We start from the raw sequence: 21,702 nt of genomic DNA, 5'->3' as shown, positions 1-21,702 counted from the left end.
CGTGATCTGGTAGTTTGGGGGCAACCCATGAAGATCGGATCATGTTGTGACAGAAGCGAATCAGCCCGGATCGAACAAGTCCGGACGACGCCCGGCGTACGAGATCGTGGCCGACGCGCTTCGGGTACGCATCCTCGCCGGTGAGCTGACCCCTGGTACTCGTCTGCCCCCCGACGTCGAACTCCGCGCCGAGTTCGGCGTCGGACAGAGCACGGTCCGCGAGGCCATACGGACCCTCGCCAGCGAGAACCTCGTCCACACCACCCGCGGGGTGACCGGGGGTACGTTCGTCGCCAAACCCGACATCGGTCAGCTCAGTGCGCACCTCGAGGCGGGAGTGACGCTCCTCGCCGCGGCCGAAGGGGTGACCGTCGACCAGCTCATGGAGGTCCGGCAGCTCACCGAGGTGCCCGCTGCCGGCGTCGCGGCCTACCGTCACACCGAGGCGCACCTGGAAGAGTTGCGCGCCACCATCTTCGATCCCGACGCCGGGATCGGTCCCGAGGTCTACGCGAGCAACCAGGAATTCCACCGCATCTTGCTGCGGGCGGCGGACAACCCGCTACTCGACCTCATCACTGTCCCGGTTTTCCGCGTCATCGGCAGCCGATTCAGCCGCGACGTTGCGCCAGAGGGGTTCTGGCGATGCGTCGACGAAGACCACCGAGCACTCCTCGACGCGGTCGAGCGCCGGGACTCGATGACGGCGATGACCCTCATGCGCCGGCACCTCGACCATCTCGGCGACGTCTACAAGCAGATGGACCTGCTCAGACGTCAGAGCTGACGCGGACGGGCGGGACCCGCAGGTGCCACTCACTGTGCGCCTGGATCTGCTCGGCCAACGCGAGGAGAGTTCCCTCGTGTAGGCGTGCGGCGGTCAGTTGTGCACCGATCGGCATACCGGACGGATGCACGCCGACCGGAAGAGCAAGGGTCGGACCGTCGTGCAGCGACCACGGATATGTCAGCTGTCCCATCCGGCGGGCCTGTGCCACCACGGTTTCTCCGCCGCCGAGTCGCGGCACATCCACCGGCATCGCCGGGGTCAGTACGACGTCGATCTCACCGAACATGTCGGTCATCGCGGCCCGGAACAGGTCTCGTTCCCGCAGGGCGGCTGCTCGCTGCTCGTCGGAGATGGTCAATCCCAGGGCAATTCGTTCCCGGGTTGCCTGTTGGAACCGTGTTGGCTCGTCGCGCAACCGTTCGGCGTGCGTACGTGCGAGGTCCGAATAGACCAGGGTGTAGACCACATCCTGCGCTGACTCGCTGTGCGGCACGGGACATTCCACGACCCGGTGCCCCAACCGTCGGAGTAGTTCGACGGTCTCGCCGACGGCGTCCGCGATGGCCGGGTCTACGTCGTCGGTCACGAACGGCCGGGGGACCGCAACCCTCAGGTTGTCGGCATCCACACCTGCCACGTCCGAGCCGGCGAGGACCGCGAACGTCTCGCGTACCTGTCGGGCCGTACGTGCGAGCGGCCCGACGGTGTCGAAATACGCACTCACCGGGAAGATCCCGGACATGTCCAGAACCCCGGTTGACGGCCGGAGACCGGTGACCCCGCAGCAGGCCGCGGGGAGTCTGATGGAACCACCGGTGTCGGTGCCGAGTGCCACGTCGACGACACCGGCTGCCACCGCGACGCCGGAACCGCCGCTGGAGCCGCCGGGCACCCGGCCGGCGTCCCAGGGATTCACCGGACCGCCCGACGCCGAGTTCTGGCTCGTGACGCCCACGGCGAATTCGGCGAGGTTCAGCGTGGAGGTGATGGTGGCTCCGGCGCGCTTGAGTGCCGCGACGCAGGCGGCGTCCCGGTCGGCCATCCGGTCGGCGAAGTACGCCGATCCGCAGGTCGACCGCACGCCCGCGACCTCGATGTTGTCCTTGACCCCGATCCGGACACCGTTCAGTGGGCCCTGCGCGCCACTCGGATCGGCACCGAGCTCTTCGGGGACCCATGAGATGACCGTGTTCAAGCGGCCGGCGACGGCAACGACGTCGTCAGGGGATGTCGCGGACGTGCCGAGGGGGCCGGCGGTCTGGCCGGCCCCCTCGAACGGACTGGTCAGGATGCCACCCGGGATCCGCGCAGCTGCTCGGTTGCCTCTGCATCGACGGTCCAGTTGTCGGTGTTCACGACGACACCGTAGTCCTGGCGTGCTTCTTCGGCGGTGAGGTACTCGTCCCACACGTCGGACAGCACCGCGAACGGATCGCGCAGGAACGGATCTCCGAAACCGCCACCCGAGGGCATGCGGATCTCCAGTCGGTCACCGGCGTGGATGACCTCCTGGGTGACCTTGGAGAACAGCACCTCCTCGTCCGGGGTGCCGGGGTTCCGGATGAACGATCCCGACGCGCCGTCGCCGCCGCCGAGCGCGCCGGCCGGCGGATCCGTGCGGTTGTCGGCCTCCGAGCCCAGGAAGGTGTCGGTCTCCATGTACCAGGTCCGCACGCTTCCGATGCCGCCTCGCCACTGCCCGGGGGCCGGGGACTCGTCGCGGAGCTCGTAGCGTTCCGCGCGCATGGCGTGGTTGAGCTCGAGCTCCTCGATCGGGTTGTTGCGGGTGTTGGCCATCAGGGCGTCGACGGCATCCATGCCGTCCTTGCCGTTGCGTGCGCCGTACGAACCCTCGTTGATCTCGATGTACACCCAGTACGATTCGCCGTCCTCGGCGAGACCGGAGTAGGCGATCGCGCACAGCGCGGCCGACGACCCGGCGATCGCCCGTTCGGGCAGGACCGGTGCAAGGGCCAGGTTGATCGAGTCGAAGATGCGGTTGACCTGCGAGAACCGAGCGAAGCACGACGCCGGGAAATCCGGATTGAAGATCGTGCCCTCGGGCGCGTAGGCCCGCACCGGGCGGAAACACCCGTCGTTCTGCGGTACGAACTCCTCGGTGAGGTGCTCGTCGAGCAGGATGGTGCGGATGGCGCTGACGGCCACCGGGAGGACGGAACCCTCGAAGGGCACGTTGAACGCCGTGGGCACCTGGTCGTTGGAACCGGTGAGGTCGATCAGCACGTCCTCGTCCTCGACCTGCACGCGCACCGCGACCTTCAACGGCACACCGCGGTTCTTGCCGTCATCGTCGAGGTAGCCGATGGGTGCCTCGTAGCTCCCGTTCGGGATCGCCCGGATGCGGCTGCGCAGCATCTCCTCCGAGTAGTCCATCCACCGGTCCGCGGCGCTCATCACGACGTCGAGGCCGTACTTCTCGAGCAGTTCGATGAAGCGCTTCTCGCCGATACGCGAGCAGGCGATGAGGGCTTCGAGATCGCCGCGGTTCTGTTCCGGGGTGCGCACGTTGTCCAGGATGTGCTGGATCAGCATGTCGTTGCGGACGCCGCCGTCGTAGATCTTCATCGAATCCATCAGCTTGCCCTCGGCCCAGACGTCGACGACGTCCATGCACAAGCCGGGGAAGTTGCCGCCGATGTCGGAGACGTGACCGGTGCAGCCGGCGAACCCGATGTGCTCGCCCTCCCAGAAGATCGGGATGATCACGCCGTAGTCGGGGGAGTGGGCCGCACCGTGGTACGGGTGGTTGTGCAGGATCACGTCACCCGGCTTGTAGGTGCCCGCAAGACGCCGGTTCACGCCGCGGATGTACGCGGGAATCGAACCGCAGTGCATCGGCGTCGAATCCGATTCGCACAGTTCGCGACCGTTGACGTCGAAGATGCCGGCGCCGAGGTCCTCGGATTCGCGGATCAGGCTCGAGTAGGCCATACGGTAGAGGACCTGCGCCATCTCCTTGGCCATCGAGTTGAGGGCGCCGCCGATGACGCGCAGGGTGATCGGGTCCACCTCGACGGTGTCCCAGGTCCGATTCGCCTCGGCCGCAAGGGAGACGCCGTCCGTGGGCATCAGGGTCTTCGCCATGTCAGGCGCTCCTCTCGATGATGATGTGACCGACGGCGTCGACCGTGGCCTTCTGCCCGATGCCGACGATCGTCGTCGAATCGAACTGCTGAACGATCGCCGGACCTTCGAACGTGTTGCCCGCCTTGAACAATGCGCGGTCGTAGATCGGGGTGTCGACCCACTCGGGATCGGCGGAGTCGTTCTTCCAGAACAGCGCCTGGGTGGTGGTCTTGATCGCTCCCGACGCGTCGGCGTCGCCCTTCTCGATCTCCGAGATGCGGATGTGCTCGACCGCGCCGACACCGGTCACCCGGATGTTGACCAGTTGCACCGGCTTGTCGTCGAAGCGCTGGGAGTAGGTGCGACCGTGCACCTCGTGGAAGGTGGCCGCGGTCTGCTCGACCCATTCGGCAGTGATCTCGCCGGCGGGTGCAGGCACGCGCAGCTCGTAACCCTGTCCGACGTAACGGCAGTCGACGCTGCGCTCGAGGGTGATGTCCTCGTCGGCGATGCCGTCGGCGCGTAGCTGGGCGACGGCCTGGTCGGCGAGTCGGTCCATCTCGCGTCGAAGCAGTTCGAGATCGGGCTCGGCCGAGGAGGTCCAGACCGTGGTGGGGACCTCGTACCGCACGTCGGTGGTCAGCAGGCCGACCGCCGAGGTGATCCCGGGATGGCCGGGGACGATGACGCGGGGGATGCCCAGATGCTCGGCGATCTGCCATGCATACAGCGGCCCGGCGCCACCCTCGGCGACCAGCGAGAACTCACGCGGGTCGTAGCCCTTGCGCACCGAGTGCAGGGAGATGGCCTCGGTCATCGAGTGGGCGAGGATCTGGAAGATGCCCATCGCGGCATGTTCGAGATCGGCACCGAGTTTGTCGGCGATGTGGGTCTTGACCGCCTCGGTCGCCAGCTCGGGCTTCACCTCCATGGTTCCGGACAGGAAGCTGTCGGCTCCGAGCCATCCCATGACCACCATGGCGTCGGTGGAGGTGGGTTCGGTGCCGCCGCGGTTGTAGCAGGCGGGCCCCGGCATGGCACCGGCGCTGCGCGGTCCGACGCGGAACATGCCGCCCTCGTCGATGCTGGCGATCGACCCGCCGCCGGCGCCGATCGTGTCGACCTCGGCCATCGGGACCATCGCGTGATAGTCACCGATGCGGGTGTCGAGCAGGTGCTTCATCCGGAGCTTGCCGTCCGGTGCGACGCCGATGTCGGCCGACGTGCCGCCCACGTCGAGGGTGATGACGCTCGGGTAGCCCGAGGCCTTGCCGATGAAGCAGCCGCCGAGAAGTCCGGCGACGACACCGCTGGTCAGCAGCGATACCGGGACCTCGCTCGCGCTCCGCGACGTGACGAGACCTCCGGCCGAGGTCATCAGGTGGACGTCCTCGCCGACCTGTGCGGCCTTGGCCTTCCCGGCCAGGTTCTCGATGTAGCGGGAGGTCTTGGGGCCGACGAAGGCGTTGAGGGCGGTGGTGGAGAAGCGTTCGTACTCGCGGTACTGCGAGGCGACGTCGCTCGAGAGGGAGACGAACACGCCGGGGTACTCCTCGGCGATGATCTCCCGGACCCGCTGCTCATGGGTGGGATTCCGGTAGGCGTGCAGGAACGCGACGGCGATCGCCTCGACCCCGCGTTCGCGGAGCAGCGCGACCTCACGCCGGACCGCGTCCTCGTCGAGCGGGGTCAGCACGTTGCCTGCGGCGTCCATGCGTTCCGGCACCGTGCGCCGGTTGCGGCGCGGCACCAGCTGCCACTTCTGCCAGGGCAGATCCTGGTAGTTGGAGTAGTTCAGCGGACGCTTCTTGCGCGCGATGTGCAGGAGATCGCGGAACCCGTCGGTGGTGATCATGCCGACGTCGCTGCCGTTGTGCTCGAGGACGATGTTGGTCGCCACGGTGGTCCCGTGGAAGAACATCTCGATGTCGGCGACGTCGATGCCTGCGCGCTGGGCGAGCACCTCGATCCCGTCCATCGTGCCGATCGAGGGATCGTGGTTGGTCGACGGCGTCTTGTGCACCGTCACCGTCCCGTCGTCGTCCCACAGGACCAGGTCGGTGAACGTGCCGCCCACATCCACGCCGATTCGTTTCATCGAAACTCGCTTCCTATTCCAAAGCCGTCACGCCGCCGCCGGATCGATGCGATCAGCCGGTGACAGAAGTGATCTGAGCCATAAGTCCGCTCGAGTGCATCTTGCAATACCTCCGATTGTTTCGGCAACCCCAGAGACGAAATTCGGCAAACATCCAGGATCGGCGCGGCCTTGACGGTCAAAAGATCAGATGTTTATGGTGGTCCGCGTCACGGCGCTACATCTTCGGGACGCCGCACCCCCTCAGGAGGACCATTGACCACCCATCCCGCCACGCTCGGACGTTTCTTCGAGGACTACGTCGTGGGCGACGTCTACCAGCACCCGATGGGTCGCACGATCACCGACACCGACAACGCGTGGATCACGTGCCTGACGATGAACACCAACCAGAACCACTTCAACGAACACCTCGCCCGGACGAATCCGATCACCGACGGCAAGGTGATCGTGAACTCGGGTCTGACCATTGCGTTGGTGCTCGGACTCTCGGTCATCGACATGAGCCAGAACGCGGTCGCGAACCTGCAGTTCACCGACGTCAGGCTCCAGCATCCCGTCTATGTCGGCGACACCATCTACGCCGAGAGCATCTGTACCGGTCTGCGGCAGTCGAAGTCGCGGCCGTACGCCGGCATCGTGTCGATGACCACCCGTGGGGTGAACCAGGACGGCGATGTCGTCGTGTCCTGGAAGCGTTCGGTCATGGTCGCCACCCGCGAGAGCGGAATCGGGCAGAACTACTTCCCGGAGGTCAAGGGGCCTTCCCTCGCCGAACTCGAAGCGGCCGAGTCCGATTCGATCGAGGCCACGCGGTGAGGCCGCTCGAAGACGTCCGCATCATCGCGGTCGAGCAATACGGTGCGGGGCCGTTCGGCAGCGTGCACCTCGCCGATCTGGGCGCCGACGTGATCAAGATCGAGGAGCCGAAGTCCGGCGGCGACGTCGGACGGTATGTCCCGCCGTACAACAAGGGTGAGGACTCGCTGTTCTTCGAGACCTTCAACCGCAACAAGCGCAGCCTGTCGCTCGATCTCGGTACACCGGGCGGCCGCAGGGTTTTCGAAGATCTCGTGCGAACCAGCGACGCGGTGTACTCGAACCTGCGTGGCGACGTGCCGGCGAAGATCAAGATCACCTACGACGACCTCAAACACCTCAATCCCGCCATCGTGTGCTGCAGCCTCACCGGATTCGGCATGACCGGTCCGCGTGCGAAACAACCCGGGTACGACTACATCCTGCAGGGCCTGGCCGGATGGATGGACCTGACCGGTGACCCTGACGGGCCACCCACCAAATCCGGTCTGTCCCTTGTCGATTTCTGCGGCGGGTACGTCGCGGCACTCAGTCTGATGTCCGGCCTGCACGCCGCGCGACGTGACGGTATCGGCGGCGACTGCGACGTGTCGCTCTACGACACCGCGATCTCGATGCTCACCTACCCGGCTGCCTGGCACCTCAACGCCGGATACCGGCCGGCACGCACCAAGAACTCGGCGCACCCGTCTCTGGTGCCCTTCCAGGCCTTCGAAGCCTCCGACGGTTGGTTCGTCGTCGGCTGCGCCAAGGAGAAGTTCTGGGTGCGATTGGCCGAGACCATCGGGTTGCCCGAGCTGCTCGAGGACCCGCGGTTCACCGACTTCACCGCCCGTGGAGAGAACAAGGACGAACTGCTGCCCGTGCTGGAGAAGCGGTTCGCCGAGGCGACGGTCGAGCACTGGGTCTCGCTCCTGACCGAGGCCGGGGTTCCCACCGGCCCGATCAACGACGTCGAGCAGGCGCTGACCGAGGAGCACACCCTGGCGCGCGGCCTGATCGCCAGCACCGAGCACGAGGTGTGGGGCGAGGTACGCCAGGTCACCTCGCCGGTCCGATTCGGTGACGAACCGGCCGAGTATCGTCGGGCACCGCGCCGCAACGAGAATTTCGACGAGGTGATGGGATTGCTCGGTTACAGCACTGAGGACATCAAGGGCCTGGTCGACGACGGTGCGTTCGGGGCGATCGGGCAGGCGACGCCATGACCGCCCGCCGATTCGCGGAGTGGGCCGCCGGCCTGACAATCGAAGCGATCCCCGAGGAGACGCGTCGCGCGGCGCTCCGTCATCTGCTCGACGGCGTCGGGAATGCGATCGGTGCCCGGCGCCGCGGTCAGGGCGGCCCCGGGCTGGCCGTGGCCCGCGGACTCGGCGGTCCGGCACAGGCACACCCGCTCGGTGACTCCGAGGCCATCTCGGCTCCTGCCGCGGCCTTTGCCAACGGCGTCCTGATGCATGCGCTCGACTTCGACGACACCCACGCCGGTGCTCTCGTGCACCCCACGACCGTCGTCGCCCCGGCTGTTCTCGCGGTCGCCGAGGAGGTCGGAGCCACGGGTGCCGAGGCCGTCACCGCTCTGGTCGCCGGGCTCGAGGTCGCCTGTCGTCTCGGTGCCGCCGCACCCCACGGATTCCATGCCCGCGGCCTCCACGCGACCGCGGTCGTCGGCCCGCTCGCGGGGGCGGTCGCCGCGGGATTGCTCTACGGCGAAGGGGCGGACCGCCTCACCGATGCGATCGGCATCGCCGCATCGTCGTCGGGCGGGCTGCTGGAGTTCCTCGACACCGGCGCGAACACCAAGATCCTGCACCCGGGCAACGCGGGGTTCAGCGGGGTTCTCGCCGCGCGTCTCGCGCGCGAAGGTGCGAGCGGACCCGAATCGGTGCTGGAGGGTCGGCGCGGGCTGTATCGCGCGCTGGCCGACCGCGACGTCGATCCCGAATCGATCGTCGCGGACCTCGGAACCCGCTGGGAGAGCTCGAACATCGGGATCAAGCCGTACCCGAGCTGCCAACTCATGCATGCCTCGCTCGACGCGGTGGCCCGTGCGCTGGCCGATGCTGAGCGACATGGTGTCGAGGTGTCGTCGTCGCAGATCACCTCCATCGCCGTCGACGTCCACCCCGACAGCGTGGACATCGTGTGCGGGCCGGGAACCGGCACCCGCAGTCCCCGAAGCATCTACGACGCGAAGTTCGACCTGCCGTGGAGCGTCGCCGCTCTCGTCCACGACGGTGCGGTCACCGTCGACACCTACGGGCCAGAGTCGATTGCCCGTCCCGAGGTGGCGACCACCGCCGCACTCGTCGAGATCGTCCCCGTGCCCGATGACCGTCCGGCCGCCGACGCTGCCGGTCGGGCGGTCATCACCCTCGCCGACTCCACCCGACTCGTCGGCGAGGTTCCCTGCAGCCAAGGGACTTCGGGCCAACCGATGGACGATGCGGCGGTGGCGGAGAAGTTCCGGGGCAACACCGGTGCAGGCGACGCGGTGGACGCACTGGTCGAAGCCGTCCTCGGACTGTGCGACGCCACGTCCGTCAAGGCGATCACCTCGCTCGCGGCCGCCGTCGTCGGCTGACCGTCGACGTAGAAACTCGTCATCACCGATCGCCGGTCCGCAGATGCGCCGGAGGGTCGACACACACACCCAGAACAAGGATCATCCAATGGATTTCAGCTTCACCGAAGAACAGCGCGACTTCCGCTCGGCGCTCCGGCAGTTGGTCGACAAGGAGATCATTCCGGTCGCCAACGAATGGGAACGCACGGGTCGCTATCCCACCGAGATCGTCGCTCGTTTGCGCGACATGGGCTTGTTCGGGATCACCACCCCCGAGGAGTACGGCGGGCTCGCGCTCGACATGGTCTCGTTCACCCTCGTATACGAAGAACTCGCGCGCGGTTGGATGGGGATCGCCGGCATCCTCGGCAGTCACAACCTGGCGTGCTGGATGATCGCCCGGCACGGCACCGAAGAACAGAAGCAGCAGTGGCTGCCCCGCTTGGCGAGTGGCGAATGCCGTACCGGCATCGGCCTGACCGAGCCAGGTGCGGGCACCGACCTGCAGGGCATCAAGACGACCGCCACGCGCGATGGAGACGACTACGTCATCCGCGGCACCAAGACCTGGATCACCAACGCGCGTCACGCAAATGTGCTGCCGGTACTGGTCAAGACCGACCCGTCGACGTCGCCCGCGCACAAGGGGATGAGCATCCTGCTCGTCGACACCACCACTCCCGGCTTCGAGGTCCAGCGCGATCTGGGCAAGCTCGGTTACAAGGGCACCGAGTCCTGCGAGATCTTCCTCGACGAGGTGCGGGTGCCCGCATCGACGTTGCTCGGCGGGGTGGAGGGACGCGGCATGCAGCAGGCATTGTCCGGGTTGGAGATCGGCCGGCTCAACATCGCCGGGCGCAGCGTCGGCATCGCGCAGGCGTCGTACGATGCGGCGCTCGACTACTCGCGGCAGCGCACCGCCTTCGGCAAACCGATCTCGGACTTCCAGGCGATCCAGCTCAAGCTGGCCGACATCGCCACCCAGCTGCAGGCGGCCCGCCTGATGACGTATTGGGCTGCCGCGAAAGCAGACTCGGGAGCCCGCGTCGACGGTGAAGCCGGCATGGCCAAGTACTTCGCATCGGAGACGGCGATCACCGCGAGTCTCGAGGCGATGCGGATCCACGGTGGATACGGCTACTCGACCGAGTTCAACGTCGAGCGCTACTACCGGGATGCCCCGCTGATGTCGATCGGCGAGGGGACGAACGACATCATGAGGACGGTCATCGCCAAGGCCCTCGTCAACGGCAGCGTCACCGTCGGATGACCGCGGGTTCGATCACCGGCGAGCTGATCTACCTCTATGTCCCCGGCGACCGGCCGGAGCGATTCGACAAGGCCGCCGCCTCGGGAGCCGATGCCGTCGTGCTGGACCTCGAGGACGCGGTTCCCGTTGCGGACAAGGACGCCGCACGCATCGCGGCGGGTTCATGGCTCGCAGACCGTGACTCCGCAGTGCCGGTGTGGGTTCGGGTGAATCCCGGGTCCGAGTTGATCGATGACCTCGCCATGGCGGTCCAGGCCGGTGCCGACGGCGTCTGGTTGCCGAAATGTGAGGATGTTGCGACTCTCGAGCGCGTCGATCGACTGTTGACCGACCTCGAACGACAGTCGGGCCGTCCGCGGACCCCCGTCTCGCCGCTCATCGAGACCGGTGCCGGACTGTGCAACGCGGCGGCGATCGCTGCCGGACCACGGGTGGAGTTCCTCCAGATCGGCGAGGTCGACCTCGCCGCAGATCTCGGAGTGACAGCGGTTGTCGGAAACGAACTTCTCTGGGCGCGTTCGCAAGTGGTCGCCGCCTCGGCCGCGGCTCGCATCCGGCCTCCGCTCGGGGCCGCGTCGCCGGTGATCGACGAACCCGAATCGTTTCGAATGGAGACCAGACAGCTGACCGGACTCGGGTTCCTCGGTCGCGCATGTATCCACCCGCGTCAGATCGAACCTGCTCGCGCGGGGATGGCACCGACCGACGCCGAGATCGCCTCGGCGCAGGATGTACTCGCAGCGTTCGACGTTGCGGGTGGTGCCGCAGCCACCGACAGCGCCGGGCGGCTCATCGACGAGGCGGTCGCGCGGATCGCTCGTCGAACGCTCGCCCGTCGAGCCTGCTGACCGAACTCTCGTACGGCTGGGCAAATCCGTGACATCTTGATCGTCTGGTCAGCCGATATCGGGCGGAAGAGGTCGTTGAGCCCGATTTGTCCGCTACTGTTTTGCAATGCTCAACACCGGGTCTCGTTCTCGCTGGTCAGTCCGTTTTTCGGCGGCGGGGCTCGCAGCCGCCGCTGCGGCGGCATTCCTCACTGCGGGAGCCGACACCGCCGGTGCCGCCCCCGTCGTGAATCCGAAGGCAGGCAAGGTCGTCGCGCACTCCGGCTTCGACGTCAAACGTGACGGCTTCTCGTTCGAGAACTGGGGACCGAACGACGCACTGCATCGGCGCGGCCTCACCATCGACGGCATGCGCGCGGTCTTCGGTGACGAGGTGTGCGCCCGCATCGTGCTCGGGATCTGCTCGCCGACCACCGTCGCCGAACTCGTGATGGCGGAATTCAACGCGTCGATGAGGGGCGGTCATTGCTACGGCATGGCGGCGCTGGCAGGCCTGTACAACACGAAGCGCCTGAGCCAGTTCCCGCTGGCGCTGCCGGGGCAGAGCGTCTACAGCATGCCCGCGTCGGGACCGCTCGACGAGTTGATCGCCCGGTTGTTCATCACCCAGGGCTTCCCTCCCACGGACCTCGCGGCCTCCGCGGTCACAGTGCCGCAGGCGTTGTCGAAGCTGCGCACCGCGTGGGCGCGGAACGACAACTACATCCTCGCCATCTTCGACAGCGAGGAGCCGACGGCCGGGCATGCGATCACCCCTGTCGCGCTCCGTGATCTCGGCGGCGGCAAGCGCGGAATCGTGGTCTACGACAACAATTTCCCGGGCGTCGAGAAGATGGTGGTGGTCGACCCCGCCGCGGACACCTGGTACTACTCGACGGCGACCAACCCGTCGGAGCCGACCATGTTGTACCAGGGCTCGCCGAAGAACAAGATGGTGCTCGTCCCGCTGGCCGAGGCGCTGGCGCGTCACCAGGATCCGGACCTTCGCTCCGATGACACCGTCGTCGTGGTCAGCGACACCAACGGCACCGCCCGAGGCGTGGGTGACGTCGACTGGGACGTCCGGGTCACCGATCTGTCCGGGAAGCCGATTCCCGGTGTCGAGCAGCAGCTCCTGCTCAACAACGACAACACCGCACGATTCACCGTGCCGGCCGGCAAGCGGTTCCGCATCGTCGTCGACGGTGTCGAGGCGGGACGAACCGCCGACATCAACACGACCATCCTGAGCGCCGGCGGCGCGGTCGCGGTCGGTGATCTCGAGGTGCCGTCCGGTGCTGTCGCTGCCCTGGACATCGACCCGGCGCGTCATGCGGTGCGGGTGACCTCGTCTGCTCCGACGTCCGCGGAGTTCGAGGTGGCGACCGAGGATTCACTGCGCTCGGTGTCCACCGACACCTCCCAGCTCGTGATCGGGCCGGGGTCGTCGGTCTCCGTTGGTGCGACGCCGACCGGGGTGAGCGTGCACAGCGCGGGGCGTGCGCAGAAGTTCCAGGTCGCCGTCGAACGCAGCGACACCTTCATCGACCGCAACGCGCTCACCAGCACGCCGATCACCCTCCGTCCGGGTGCGAAGGCCGACATCCCGGTCAACATCTGGACCGGCTGGAACCCGTTGTCCGCCACGGTGCGCGCCGGCGGGTCGACGACGTCGGTGCCGCTGTCGATCAGGTGATCCCACCGTCGGGTGAACCGGCGGGGGAAGCGTTCTAGCGATGTGCGTCGACGGCGACGGGGGCCATCGACCGCCACTTCTCCAAGACGGCGGGGTCCTGCAACTCCATCCAGGCGATGACGTCCTGGTGGGTGGCGCAGATGACGTCCGGCCTGGTGCACGCGCGACGCATGAAGGCGGCGGTCGCCGGGTTGAAGGCGTTGGCGTTCCAGGTGTTTAGGTGATTGGCGATCACCAGGGGCGCACGGTTGCCCTCGTAGGCACGGCGCAGCATGTAGTCATAGGTGCTCGTGACGACCTTGGCGATGCGCTTGCGGTCCGCGGGGCGGTCGGTCGCCTTGTTGACGCTGTACCAGAAGTTGTAGTCGAGCGCGGTCTGCCGTTGCCGGAGCGCCGGCGACCACACGTAGGGGACCGGGAACTCCCAGATGCCGTTGATCTTCGTCGGCCAGTAGAGACCCGGCCGCGACGCCGGCATCGAGGAGTCCCACATCATGTCGAAGGCGCGCAACGCGGGGAAGAGTGCCTTCATCGACCCCTCGAGACACTGTGTCCGAGTGCCTTTCACGGCTTCGGGTCCGAAGGCGAGGTCGGGGCCGGTGCGGATGCCGTTGAGTTGACGCCACTGGGTCATGAGCCGAAAGAACTGCGCCAGTTCATGACGCCATTCGGCACTGGTCCACGATTTGCCCGGATTCTTTGTGCCTGCGCAGAAATGGCCGACGAAATGGGTGGCCATCTCGTGGCCGTTGTACCAGGTTCGGTTGAGGTAGGTGATCTCCTCGATCACGTCCTTCTTGGATCCACCGAACGCGATCGCTGCTTCACCGGGTTGGTAGCCGGGGCCGCGGTAGTGGCGCTTCTTGGCGTCGGTGAGGAAGTAGAGCCCGGTCATCATCGTGGTGAATCTCGCATCGGACTCGGCTGCGGTGCGCAAGAACAGATCCCAGTTCTTCGACACGCCGACCCCGTCGAACGAGAACAGGATGAACTGCGGTGGCTTCTCGCCCGGTGCCAGCCGCTTCATCGGGACATTCGACGCTAGGCGCGTCGGCGGTGGGGGTGGGGCCGGCGACAATGTGGTGCTGATGTTCGGTATCGGTTCGGGAACAGCCGAATTCGCCGACGTTGCACAACCGGCGACCAACATGGAAAGAGCGGCTACGACGATCGGCAGAGTGGTCGTTCGCTTTCCGCGCCTGATCGCCAATTGGACACCCCCGCCTTTACTTCCGCTTTACTCTATTCGGCAGAATGCATGGTGGCCTCGTGGCCGGAAAGGCAGGCACAGAATTGTTGCCTTCGTTGACCTCGACAGAACCGCGGCGATACCGCTGGTCGCCTGTCCCACTTCGCATTCTGGGTATCGCGCTCGCCGCAGGTCTGGGCCTGTCGGCGTGCACCGCTGACGACCCCTTGGCCTCGGGCCCCGTGGACACCCGGACGTCGACCACCACCGAGGAGCCCGAGTACCTCGACGAGGTCACCATCCACCGTTTCGAGTACCCGACGCCCGGCGACGCCGACAGCGAACAGAACTGGGCCGAGCTGTACCTCCCGGCGGGGGAACAGCGGGTCGACTCGATCCCGCTGGTCGTCCTGATCCACGGCGGCGCCTGGCAGAGTGCGCTGGGCGCGGACATCTTCGAACCGCTCGCGCGTGATCTCGCCGAACGCGGCATGGCCGTCTACAACGTCGAGTACCGCCGCGTCGGCTCGGGCGGCGGCTGGCCGACGACGTTCCGCGACGTCGCGAGCGCACTCGACCATGTCTCGGTGGTGGACAAGCAGTTCCCGCAGATCACCACCGACGACGAACTCGTCGTCGGGCACAGCGCCGGTGCCCAGCTCGCCGTGTGGGGCGGGACCCGGCACAAGCTCGACGACAACGAGGTCGGTGCGCGGCCCGTGTTCCGGCCCACGCGTGTGGTGTCGCTCGCCGGGCCTCTCGACATGGTCTATGCCGCAACGCATGGCGACGATCGGATCGTCACCGCCCTCGGTGGAACTCCGCGCCAGGTCCCGGAGCGGTACACGATGGTCGACCCCATCCAGAACATCGATCCCACGACGCCGGTGGTCGCCGTGCACAACACCGGCGACCGCATGGTCTCGTCGGTCAACTCGACCCGATACGTCGACGCCGTCGTGAAGCAGGGCGGCGAGGCCACAGCGGTGCTGCTCCCGGGCGGCAACCACGGCTCGGTGGTGACCTCGACCGCGCCCGAGTACCCCAGGGTCCTCGACATCATCACCGGCGCATCGTCGGCAGATCTGGACGACGTCGATGAGGTGACCGGCTAGGCCCGCACGTTTCGCTCACTCGTTCCTTTCCCGCTCACCGACAACTGGTGAGCGGTAGCGGAAATGGTGAGCGCGGAGTCCGGTCTTCCGCGCGGGTCTGGTAGGTCTTTAACCAGACTCACCGATCGAAGGAGATCCCATGGACGTCGCAGGCAAGGTTGCAGTCGTCACCGGCGGCGGCGGCGGGATCGGTGGTGCGCTCGCGCATGCTCTGGTCGAAGCAGGTGCGAAGGTCGTGGTCACCGACCTCGACGCGGCGTCGGCGAACGGCGTCGCCGATGCCCTCGGCGAGTCCGCGGTCGCGCTCGCCGGCGACGCCTCGAGCGACGACCACATCGATGCGGCGGTCCGCCTGGCCGAGTCCACCTTCGGGCCCGTGGACATGTACTTCGCGAACGCCGGCATCGGACGCGGTGGTGGCCTGGACACCGACGAGGCGATGTGGGATCTGGCGCTCGACGTCAACCTGCGCAGCCACATCCGGGCGGCGCGTCGGCTCGTGCCCGAGTGGATCGAGCGGGGTAGCGGTTACTTCGTCAGCACGGCGTCCGCCGCGGGCCTGCTCACCCAGATCGGCAACGCACCGTACTCGGTTACCAAGCACGCAGCGGTCGGCTTCTCCGAGTGGTTGAACATCACCCACGGCGACGACGGTGTGCGCGTCAGCTGCCTGTGCCCGATGGGTGTCGACACCAAGCTGCTGCGGCCCGAGGACGATTCGGCGACCACGGACCAGAAGCTCATGCAGAAGGCAGTCGAGACCGCCGGTGAGGTCCTGACCCCGGGTGCGGTGGCCGCGATCGTACTGGAAGCCGTTGCCGACGAACGGTTCCTGATCCTCCCGCACGCCGAGGTGTTGGACATGTACCGGCAGAAGGGCGCCGACTACGACCGCTGGCTGCGCGGCATGCGCCGATACCAGCGCTCGCTGCGGGGCTAGCAGCGACTACTCGAAGTACCGACGCGGGACGTCGACGAGCATTGTCGTGATGTCGGCGTCGCTGACCCCGCGTTCACGCAGCGCGGGCAGGACGTCCTCGCTGATGTGGCGATAGTTCCACTTGGGCACCGCCTGCTTCTTCGCCTCCTGGTCGAACCAGTCGATGAAGCACGACGCGTCGTGGGCCAGTGCCATGCGGTCGGCGTAGCCGCGCTTGCACAGTTCGGCGACCGTGTTCACCCGCTCCTCGAACGGCAACAGCAGATCGAGACCAAAGCGGTCCATGCCCAGGATCGAGCCGGCGTCGGCGATCTGCATCAGATAGTCGAGGTCGACGCTGTCGCCGGAGTGGCCGATGACCACCTTGGTGAGGTCGGCGCCCTCCTCGGCCAGCACCTTCTGCGCCACCAGACCCGACTGGGTGTGCGGATTGGTGTGCACGGTGATGGGTGCACCGGTCTGCGCACTGGTCTGCCCGACGGCCCGCATCACCCGCTCGACGCCCGGTGTCAGTCCCTCGGCCTCGATGGCGCACTTGAGGAATGCGGCGCGGACGCCGGTGTCGGCGATGCCCTCCGTGAGGTCCTTGGTGAACATCTCCACCAGCGGTTCGGGGACGTCGAACAGCAGGCCGGGTCCGGCGTAGTGGAACTGGAACGGGATGTCGTTGTAGGTGTAGAGGCCCGTCGCGACGACGATGTTGAGGTCGATCTGCTCGGCGATCCGCTGGATGCGGGGGATGTATCGGCCGAGCCCCAGGACCGTGGGATCGAGAATGGTGTCGATCCCGAGGTCCTTCAGCTCGGACAGATCGCGGACGGCTTCGGCGACCTTCGCGTCCTCGTCCCAGTCGTCCTGGTAGTTCTGCCGGAACTCTTCGCCGACGATGAAGACGTGTTCGTGCACAAGCACTTTGCCGAGATCGGCGGAATCGATCGGACCTGCTGCAGTGTGGACGGTGGCCACGCGAACCTCCTCCGGGGCCCGCCTCGTCGCGGACCCGCTGCGCCGAACCCTAATCGACCCTCCTCTGGCGCGGAGGCGGTTTCGACGGCCCGCTACCGGCGGCCGATGAGTTCCGGTGGGACCTCGGGTCTGACATCGTGACAACAACGCAGACCGCGAGCACAGGAGCATCCCGATGGGAAAGATCCACGTCCACGAATTCATCACCCTCGACGGCAGTTTCGAGAACCCCGCCTTCACGATGCCGTACGGGTTCACCGACCGGATGGGCGAGGTGCTGGGCGGTATCACCGGCTCATGTGACGGCATCCTGCTGGGCCGCAACACGTTCGAGATGTTCGGTCCGGCGTGGTCGGAACGGAGCGTCGACGACGACCCGGGCGCTCCGTTCTTCAACGACACCACCAAATACGTCGTCTCCTCGACGCTCGACGAAGCGACCGGCTGGCAGAACTCCGAGGTCGTCGGTGGCTACGACCCCGATAAGATCCGCGAACTCAAGAGCTCCCACGACCTCTACATCAGCGGCAGTGGCACGCTGGTCCGAGCCCTGTTGCGCGACAGGCTGGTGGACGAGTTGCACCTACTCGTCTATCCGGTGGTTCTCGGTAGCGGCGCGCGCCTCTTCGACGGTCTCGCCGACCTGCCGCTCACCCTGGTGGGGACGGAGTCCTTCGACAACGGCGTGGTGCACCTGTCGTACGCGTCGACCGCCTGAGCGTCAGGCCAGCTCCATCGCGCTGAGGAGCAACTGCGCCACCTCGGCATAGGCGCGGTGCTCCGCTTCGCAGAAGGCGATCTCCTCCTCGCCCAGTTCGGCCTTGCGAGCCGAGGCGAGATTGTCCATCCACTCGCGCATCTCGGCGGCGCAGATGTCGAAGAACTCGTGCACGCGTTCGGGATCGCGGCGGCAGGCGATCAGAACGGTGGTCGGCGACAGCGTGCTGTCCGGCTTCTGGCTGAGGCGCAGCAGTGCCAGCAGAACCCCGGGGAGTCGTTCGCCACGGCACCGGTGCGTGGACTTCTTGCCACCGTCGAGCCGGGCGATCATCTCGGCGCGGGCGGTGGCGGCGAACTGGTCCCAGCGACGCAGCGCGGCGTCGAGGTTGGCGGGACTGAACACCGCCACGTCGAGTCGGCGCTGGGCATAGACGAGACCGTTGCGGACCACCACCGCGATCTCCGGCCAGCGCGGGGAGAACTCGGAGATCAGCATCCCCAGGACCGATGGTGGCGGCACCGCGGAACTGAGGATCGTCACGATCTCGAGCGCGCGTGCATCGCGGGTCGGCCGTAGCAACGACGTGCCCGACGATCGCAGGAAGATCGCCTTGCGCGGACTGATCACCACCGGCCGGCCGGCCGCGGCCATCGCGGCGCGGACCAGTTCGACGAGATGATCCTTGGACTGCGGCACGACGCCGCTCTCGACCGGGGCGTCGAGCGGATGGGCCAGCGAAGCGAAGCGGATGGTGTCGGCGTTGGTCGTCTCGGGGTCGAGCGCGTGGGTCCCGAACTCGCGGCCGTGTCGGTCGGTCCCCGGGGCGTCGTCGCTGGTCTCGGTGTCGGCCGACCCCGCGGCCAGATGGTGCCGCGCGTACGACGGGTCGCCGATGCTGACGAACGACGGGTGGATGACTCCCCACACCTCGCGCAGAGCTCGCACGGCGGCGCGGGCGAGGTCACCGAAACGGTCGTCGGCCACCTCGTAACAGAAGGCGCTGCGACCCTCGAGGCGGCACCAGCCGCGGTCGACGATGTAGGTGGCCTGCCGCATCCAGCGGTCCTTGTCGGTCCACGTCAGGTCTCCCGCGGAGATGGTGCAGCGCAACCGGTCCTCGTCGGCGACGGCGAACGTCATGCGCCTGCGCCAGCCACCGGCCGCGGCCTCCACGACCGTCAACGACTGCCCGGGAACGAGCTGCGGCACCCGGCCCGCGAGGGTGTCGGTGAAGTCCCGCCATGCCGCCTCGACGACGGCATCGAAATCGGGGGACATTCGCACTCCTTAGGGCTGGGTCCTCGTGCTGGGTGGCCGCCGGCGAACCTGCGGAACCCGAATATTACGACGCCTTCCTGACACCCGGGTGAGATCTACAGCGGAGTCGAATGCCGGGTCGTCTCGCCGAAGCTCGTGTGCCAGGGGAGTCGGTGGTCGACGTAGTCGGCACACGTCAGCCGAGAGTGGGACGGTGAGCCGCCGGTCAGCGACTCCCACATCACCGAGTTGACGATCCGGACGGCCGCCGACCCCATCCGGGTCGGATGCCAGGTGTCGGCGGACTCCAGCGGGCCGATGACCCGAGGCGCCGCGGTCCGCGGTTGTGCGCGTGCCTGCTCGGCCCGGGAGATGTCGCAGAGGACGCAGGCATTCGCGGAGGTGTGGCGGCGGCGTCGTGCCCAGGCCTCGGCCCGCATCGGTATCACCGTCAGCTGTACCAGAATCCCGCCCGCGTCCGGTCTCGCCGCGGTGTGGATCGATGGAGCGACGAACTGCCGGTGATCACCCGTGACCGTTCGGTACGACGCCAGGGTCTGCTGGGTCGGCACCTCGATGTAATCGTCGGTGGCGAAGTCGGGTGTCCCGGTGAACGGCTCACCGCTGATCGCGTTGATCCCGTCCACGCCGACCATCACCAGGAACGGATGCTGGTGCGGAGAGGAGAAGTCGATCCAGGTCGCCTCGGACTGCCACATCGGGATGACGGCGTCGGCGTCACCGGTCGGTGAGCCGTGCGCGAGCCGCAAGGTGGTGTCGGCGGTCAGTCCGGTGCGGTCGTGGGGATCGATCGCGCGCAGGGTCCTCGGGAAGACGACATGCAGGCGGGCGTCGGGTCCCAGTTCGGGGAAGGCGAACGTCAGCGTGCTGCGGTCGGTGGTGAGGGTCATGCAGTGCTCCGATGGGAGGCCGGGCGGGGCCGCCCGCAGGAGACCCACTACCGATATAGCGCAGGCATCACCGTGACGCTCGTGTACGGGGCCGTAATCCTCCGGGTGGACTACCGGAAGATCAGCAGGTGGGTGAGTCGTGTCCGGTTCGCGGCTACTTGGCCGTCGGACGACGGTCGGGGACGTCGTCGTCGGACAGCACGACGACCCGGAGCGCGGCGCGCAGATTGTGGGTCGTGGCCCGCCAGGCGTCGGCCTCGTGCCGGCATGCGTCGGCCTCGGTCGAGTCCGCGGACGCAACCGCGTCGGCCGCCGAACGCCGCCAGGTGAGGTACTGCTCCTCGCAGGTGTGGATGAACGAGAGGATGTCGGCCTGGTTGTAGCGGCAGATCTTGGCGACCTCATGAGCGGACAGCGACCGACCGTCGGGATCGAGTTCGAGCAAGGTCTGCAGCGCATCCGGCAGGCGTTCGTCGGTCTCGGGCCGGGTCGGCGCCGCAGTCTGCGTGATCTGCTCGATGACGTTCGGCGCGCAGTCGGCGAGGAAGCTGAACCACTCGGCGAGCGCGGAGCTCAGATTGTGGGGGTGGAAGACCGCGCACTCGAGGGTCAGGGTCGCGAAGACCTCGTCCTGCAGGAGATGGACACGGACCGCCGAACCCATCGTCGGCTGGGCCGCCACGATGTCGGCGGCGCGCCTGCGATCGGGGATGTCGCCGGCCAGGCGGGCGAAGAACTCGAGCCGGGGGGCGTCCGACCGCGGGCTCAGCCACGACGACACGGGCTTGGTCGGCAAGGCGATGTCGCCGTCGGCGTCGGTCTGGATCCGGCAACCGGTCAGGTCCTCGAGCGAACCGACGAGCAGCGCCCGGAGGTGGTCGTCGTCGAAAGGCTGGACCGCGACCTCGATCTGTGGTTCGGCGCGCGCTGCCGGGGTGTGGTCGAGGAAGGCCGGGTGCACGACTTCCCAGACGCGACGCAGCGTGGCCACCGTGGTGTGGGCGAGCTCGTCGACGCGCCGGCGGCCCACCTCGTAGATGTGGGTGCCGTTGCGTAGCCGACGCCAGCCGATGTCGGCGAGCATGTCGAGATGCTCGAGGAAGTACTCCTCGGTGGGGTGCAGGTCGGTGTCGTCGATGGTGCACCGCAGACGGTTTGACCCGGTGAGGGTGAATCGCAGTCTGCCGTGCGGGCCTTCGGGGATCAGGGGGTCCTGCTGGATGGTGAGCGTCGAGCCGGGGGTGAGGTTGGCCAGACGGTCGCCGACGTGCAACTGGAATGTGCGCCAGGCGTCATCGATGTTCGAGTCCACGGTGAAGTCGGGCGTCATGTCGACTTCCTTTCTCGTGCGCTGAGATCGAGAGCGCCCAGTGCAGGGGTGTAAAGCGTGCTTCGGGTGGCTGCGGTGTCGGTTCGTCAACGGGCAGCCCGGATGAGCCGGCTCAGACAT

At 67.2% G+C, this 21,702-nt stretch carries 18 protein-coding genes; 10 read left to right on the top strand and 8 right to left on the bottom strand.

The window, feature by feature from the left end:
* Positions 1 to 46: 46 nt before the first annotated feature.
* Positions 47 to 787: a FadR/GntR family transcriptional regulator gene (locus GONAM_RS19255; protein WP_006868427.1), complete on the top strand. Its 741-nt coding sequence runs from the start codon at positions 47 to 49 to the stop codon at positions 785 to 787.
* Here GONAM_RS19255 and GONAM_RS19250 read toward each other — a convergent pair.
* The 3 genes from GONAM_RS19250 to GONAM_RS19240 all read right to left on the bottom strand — a co-directional run bounded on the left by GONAM_RS19250 (position 771) and on the right by GONAM_RS19240 (position 5,975).
* The gene (locus GONAM_RS19250) at positions 771 to 1,985 is read right to left on the bottom strand and encodes an amidase (RefSeq protein WP_006868426.1); all 1,215 of its coding nucleotides are present in this window, start codon (positions 1,983 to 1,985) and stop codon (positions 771 to 773) included. The two genes, GONAM_RS19255 and GONAM_RS19250, sit on opposite strands and share 17 nt — an antisense overlap.
* An 89-nt stretch (positions 1,986 to 2,074) precedes the next feature.
* The gene (locus GONAM_RS19245) at positions 2,075 to 3,895 is read right to left on the bottom strand and encodes a hydantoinase B/oxoprolinase family protein (protein ID WP_006868425.1); all 1,821 of its coding nucleotides are present in this window, start codon (positions 3,893 to 3,895) and stop codon (positions 2,075 to 2,077) included.
* 1 nt (position 3,896) lies between these two features.
* Complete coding sequence (locus tag GONAM_RS19240) at positions 3,897 to 5,975, bottom strand: hydantoinase/oxoprolinase family protein (RefSeq protein WP_006868424.1); 2,079 nt, start codon at positions 5,973 to 5,975, stop codon at positions 3,897 to 3,899.
* Between the two features lie 255 nt (positions 5,976 to 6,230).
* Between GONAM_RS19240 and GONAM_RS19235 the strand changes: the two genes are divergently transcribed.
* The 6 genes from GONAM_RS19235 to GONAM_RS19210 all read left to right on the top strand — a co-directional run bounded on the left by GONAM_RS19235 (position 6,231) and on the right by GONAM_RS19210 (position 13,153).
* Positions 6,231 to 6,794, top strand: a complete 564-nt coding sequence (locus GONAM_RS19235) for a MaoC family dehydratase (RefSeq protein ID WP_006868423.1) — start codon at positions 6,231 to 6,233, stop codon at positions 6,792 to 6,794.
* Complete coding sequence (locus GONAM_RS19230) at positions 6,791 to 8,002, top strand: CaiB/BaiF CoA transferase family protein (RefSeq protein WP_006868422.1); 1,212 nt, start codon at positions 6,791 to 6,793, stop codon at positions 8,000 to 8,002. Before GONAM_RS19235 ends, GONAM_RS19230 begins: the two co-directional genes overlap by 4 nt.
* A complete protein-coding gene (locus GONAM_RS19225) occupies positions 7,999 to 9,378 on the top strand; it encodes an MmgE/PrpD family protein (protein WP_006868421.1) in 1,380 nt (459 codons plus the stop codon). The genes GONAM_RS19230 and GONAM_RS19225 overlap by 4 nt, the downstream gene beginning before the upstream one ends.
* A gap of 88 nt (positions 9,379 to 9,466) precedes the next feature.
* Positions 9,467 to 10,630: an acyl-CoA dehydrogenase family protein gene (locus tag GONAM_RS19220; RefSeq protein WP_006868420.1), complete on the top strand. Its 1,164-nt coding sequence runs from the start codon at positions 9,467 to 9,469 to the stop codon at positions 10,628 to 10,630.
* Complete coding sequence (locus GONAM_RS19215; RefSeq protein WP_006868419.1) at positions 10,627 to 11,478, top strand: HpcH/HpaI aldolase/citrate lyase family protein; 852 nt, start codon at positions 10,627 to 10,629, stop codon at positions 11,476 to 11,478. Before GONAM_RS19220 ends, GONAM_RS19215 begins: the two co-directional genes overlap by 4 nt.
* Positions 11,479 to 11,584: 106 nt before the next feature.
* Entirely contained in the window at positions 11,585 to 13,153 is a 1,569-nt protein-coding gene (locus GONAM_RS19210; RefSeq protein ID WP_006868418.1) for a hypothetical protein, read from the top strand.
* A 34-nt stretch (positions 13,154 to 13,187) separates the two neighbouring features.
* Here the strand turns inward: GONAM_RS19210 and GONAM_RS19205 are convergent, their stop codons facing one another.
* On the bottom strand, positions 13,188 to 14,363 hold the full coding sequence (locus GONAM_RS19205) for a polysaccharide deacetylase family protein (RefSeq protein WP_006868417.1): 1,176 nt from the start codon (positions 14,361 to 14,363) through the stop codon (positions 13,188 to 13,190).
* 206 nt (positions 14,364 to 14,569) lie between these two features.
* On the opposite strand from GONAM_RS19205, the gene GONAM_RS19200 reads away from it, so the two are divergent.
* Positions 14,570 to 15,457, top strand: a complete 888-nt coding sequence (locus GONAM_RS19200) for an alpha/beta hydrolase family protein (RefSeq protein WP_006868416.1) — start codon at positions 14,570 to 14,572, stop codon at positions 15,455 to 15,457.
* A 139-nt stretch (positions 15,458 to 15,596) separates the two neighbouring features.
* Complete coding sequence (locus GONAM_RS19195) at positions 15,597 to 16,397, top strand: SDR family oxidoreductase (protein WP_006868415.1); 801 nt, start codon at positions 15,597 to 15,599, stop codon at positions 16,395 to 16,397.
* A gap of 6 nt (positions 16,398 to 16,403) precedes the next feature.
* Here GONAM_RS19195 and GONAM_RS19190 read toward each other — a convergent pair whose 3' ends face one another.
* Entirely contained in the window at positions 16,404 to 17,363 is a 960-nt protein-coding gene (locus tag GONAM_RS19190; protein WP_006868414.1) for a phosphotriesterase family protein, read from the bottom strand.
* Positions 17,364 to 17,538: 175 nt separating this feature from the next.
* Between GONAM_RS19190 and GONAM_RS19185 the strand changes: the two genes are divergently transcribed.
* Entirely contained in the window at positions 17,539 to 18,081 is a 543-nt protein-coding gene (locus GONAM_RS19185; RefSeq protein ID WP_006868413.1) for a dihydrofolate reductase family protein, read from the top strand.
* Positions 18,082 to 18,084: 3 nt separating this feature from the next.
* Here the strand turns inward: GONAM_RS19185 and GONAM_RS19180 are convergent, their stop codons facing one another.
* From GONAM_RS19180 to GONAM_RS19170, 3 genes are all read right to left on the bottom strand, one after another.
* A complete protein-coding gene (locus tag GONAM_RS19180) occupies positions 18,085 to 19,362 on the bottom strand; it encodes a TY-Chap domain-containing protein (protein WP_006868412.1) in 1,278 nt (425 codons plus the stop codon).
* Positions 19,363 to 19,457: 95 nt separating this feature from the next.
* Entirely contained in the window at positions 19,458 to 20,252 is a 795-nt protein-coding gene (locus GONAM_RS19175; RefSeq protein WP_006868411.1) for a hypothetical protein, read from the bottom strand.
* 154 nt (positions 20,253 to 20,406) lie between these two features.
* Positions 20,407 to 21,582, bottom strand: coding sequence for a TY-Chap domain-containing protein (locus GONAM_RS19170; RefSeq protein WP_006868410.1), 1,176 nt, complete (start codon positions 21,580 to 21,582; stop codon positions 20,407 to 20,409).
* Positions 21,583 to 21,702: the final 120 nt, after the last annotated feature.

The organism is Gordonia namibiensis NBRC 108229 (assembly GCF_000298235.1).
GTDB classification, from domain to species: domain Bacteria; phylum Actinomycetota; class Actinomycetes; order Mycobacteriales; family Mycobacteriaceae; genus Gordonia; species Gordonia namibiensis.
This window is presented reverse-complemented; position numbering and strand designations above follow the sequence as displayed.

What these genes read in the sequence shown, in the direction of transcription:
- GONAM_RS19245 (WP_006868425.1), bottom strand. Translation starts at nt 3,895, where the DNA reads ATGGCGAAGACCCTGATGCCCACGGACGGCGTCTCCCTTGCGGCCGAG.
- GONAM_RS19240 (WP_006868424.1), bottom strand. Translation starts at nt 5,975, where the DNA reads ATGAAACGAATCGGCGTGGATGTGGGCGGCACGTTCACCGACCTGGTC.
- GONAM_RS19225 (WP_006868421.1), top strand. Translation starts at nt 7,999, where the DNA reads ATGACCGCCCGCCGATTCGCGGAGTGGGCCGCCGGCCTGACAATCGAA.
- GONAM_RS19220 (WP_006868420.1), top strand. Translation starts at nt 9,467, where the DNA reads ATGGATTTCAGCTTCACCGAAGAACAGCGCGACTTCCGCTCGGCGCTC.
- GONAM_RS19215 (WP_006868419.1), top strand. Translation starts at nt 10,627, where the DNA reads ATGACCGCGGGTTCGATCACCGGCGAGCTGATCTACCTCTATGTCCCC.
- GONAM_RS19210 (WP_006868418.1), top strand. Translation starts at nt 11,585, where the DNA reads ATGCTCAACACCGGGTCTCGTTCTCGCTGGTCAGTCCGTTTTTCGGCG.
- GONAM_RS19195 (WP_006868415.1), top strand. Translation starts at nt 15,597, where the DNA reads ATGGACGTCGCAGGCAAGGTTGCAGTCGTCACCGGCGGCGGCGGCGGG.
- GONAM_RS19185 (WP_006868413.1), top strand. Translation starts at nt 17,539, where the DNA reads ATGGGAAAGATCCACGTCCACGAATTCATCACCCTCGACGGCAGTTTC.
- GONAM_RS19180 (WP_006868412.1), bottom strand. Translation starts at nt 19,362, where the DNA reads ATGTCCCCCGATTTCGATGCCGTCGTCGAGGCGGCATGGCGGGACTTC.
- GONAM_RS19175 (WP_006868411.1), bottom strand. Translation starts at nt 20,252, where the DNA reads ATGACCCTCACCACCGACCGCAGCACGCTGACGTTCGCCTTCCCCGAA.
- GONAM_RS19170 (WP_006868410.1), bottom strand. Translation starts at nt 21,582, where the DNA reads ATGACGCCCGACTTCACCGTGGACTCGAACATCGATGACGCCTGGCGC.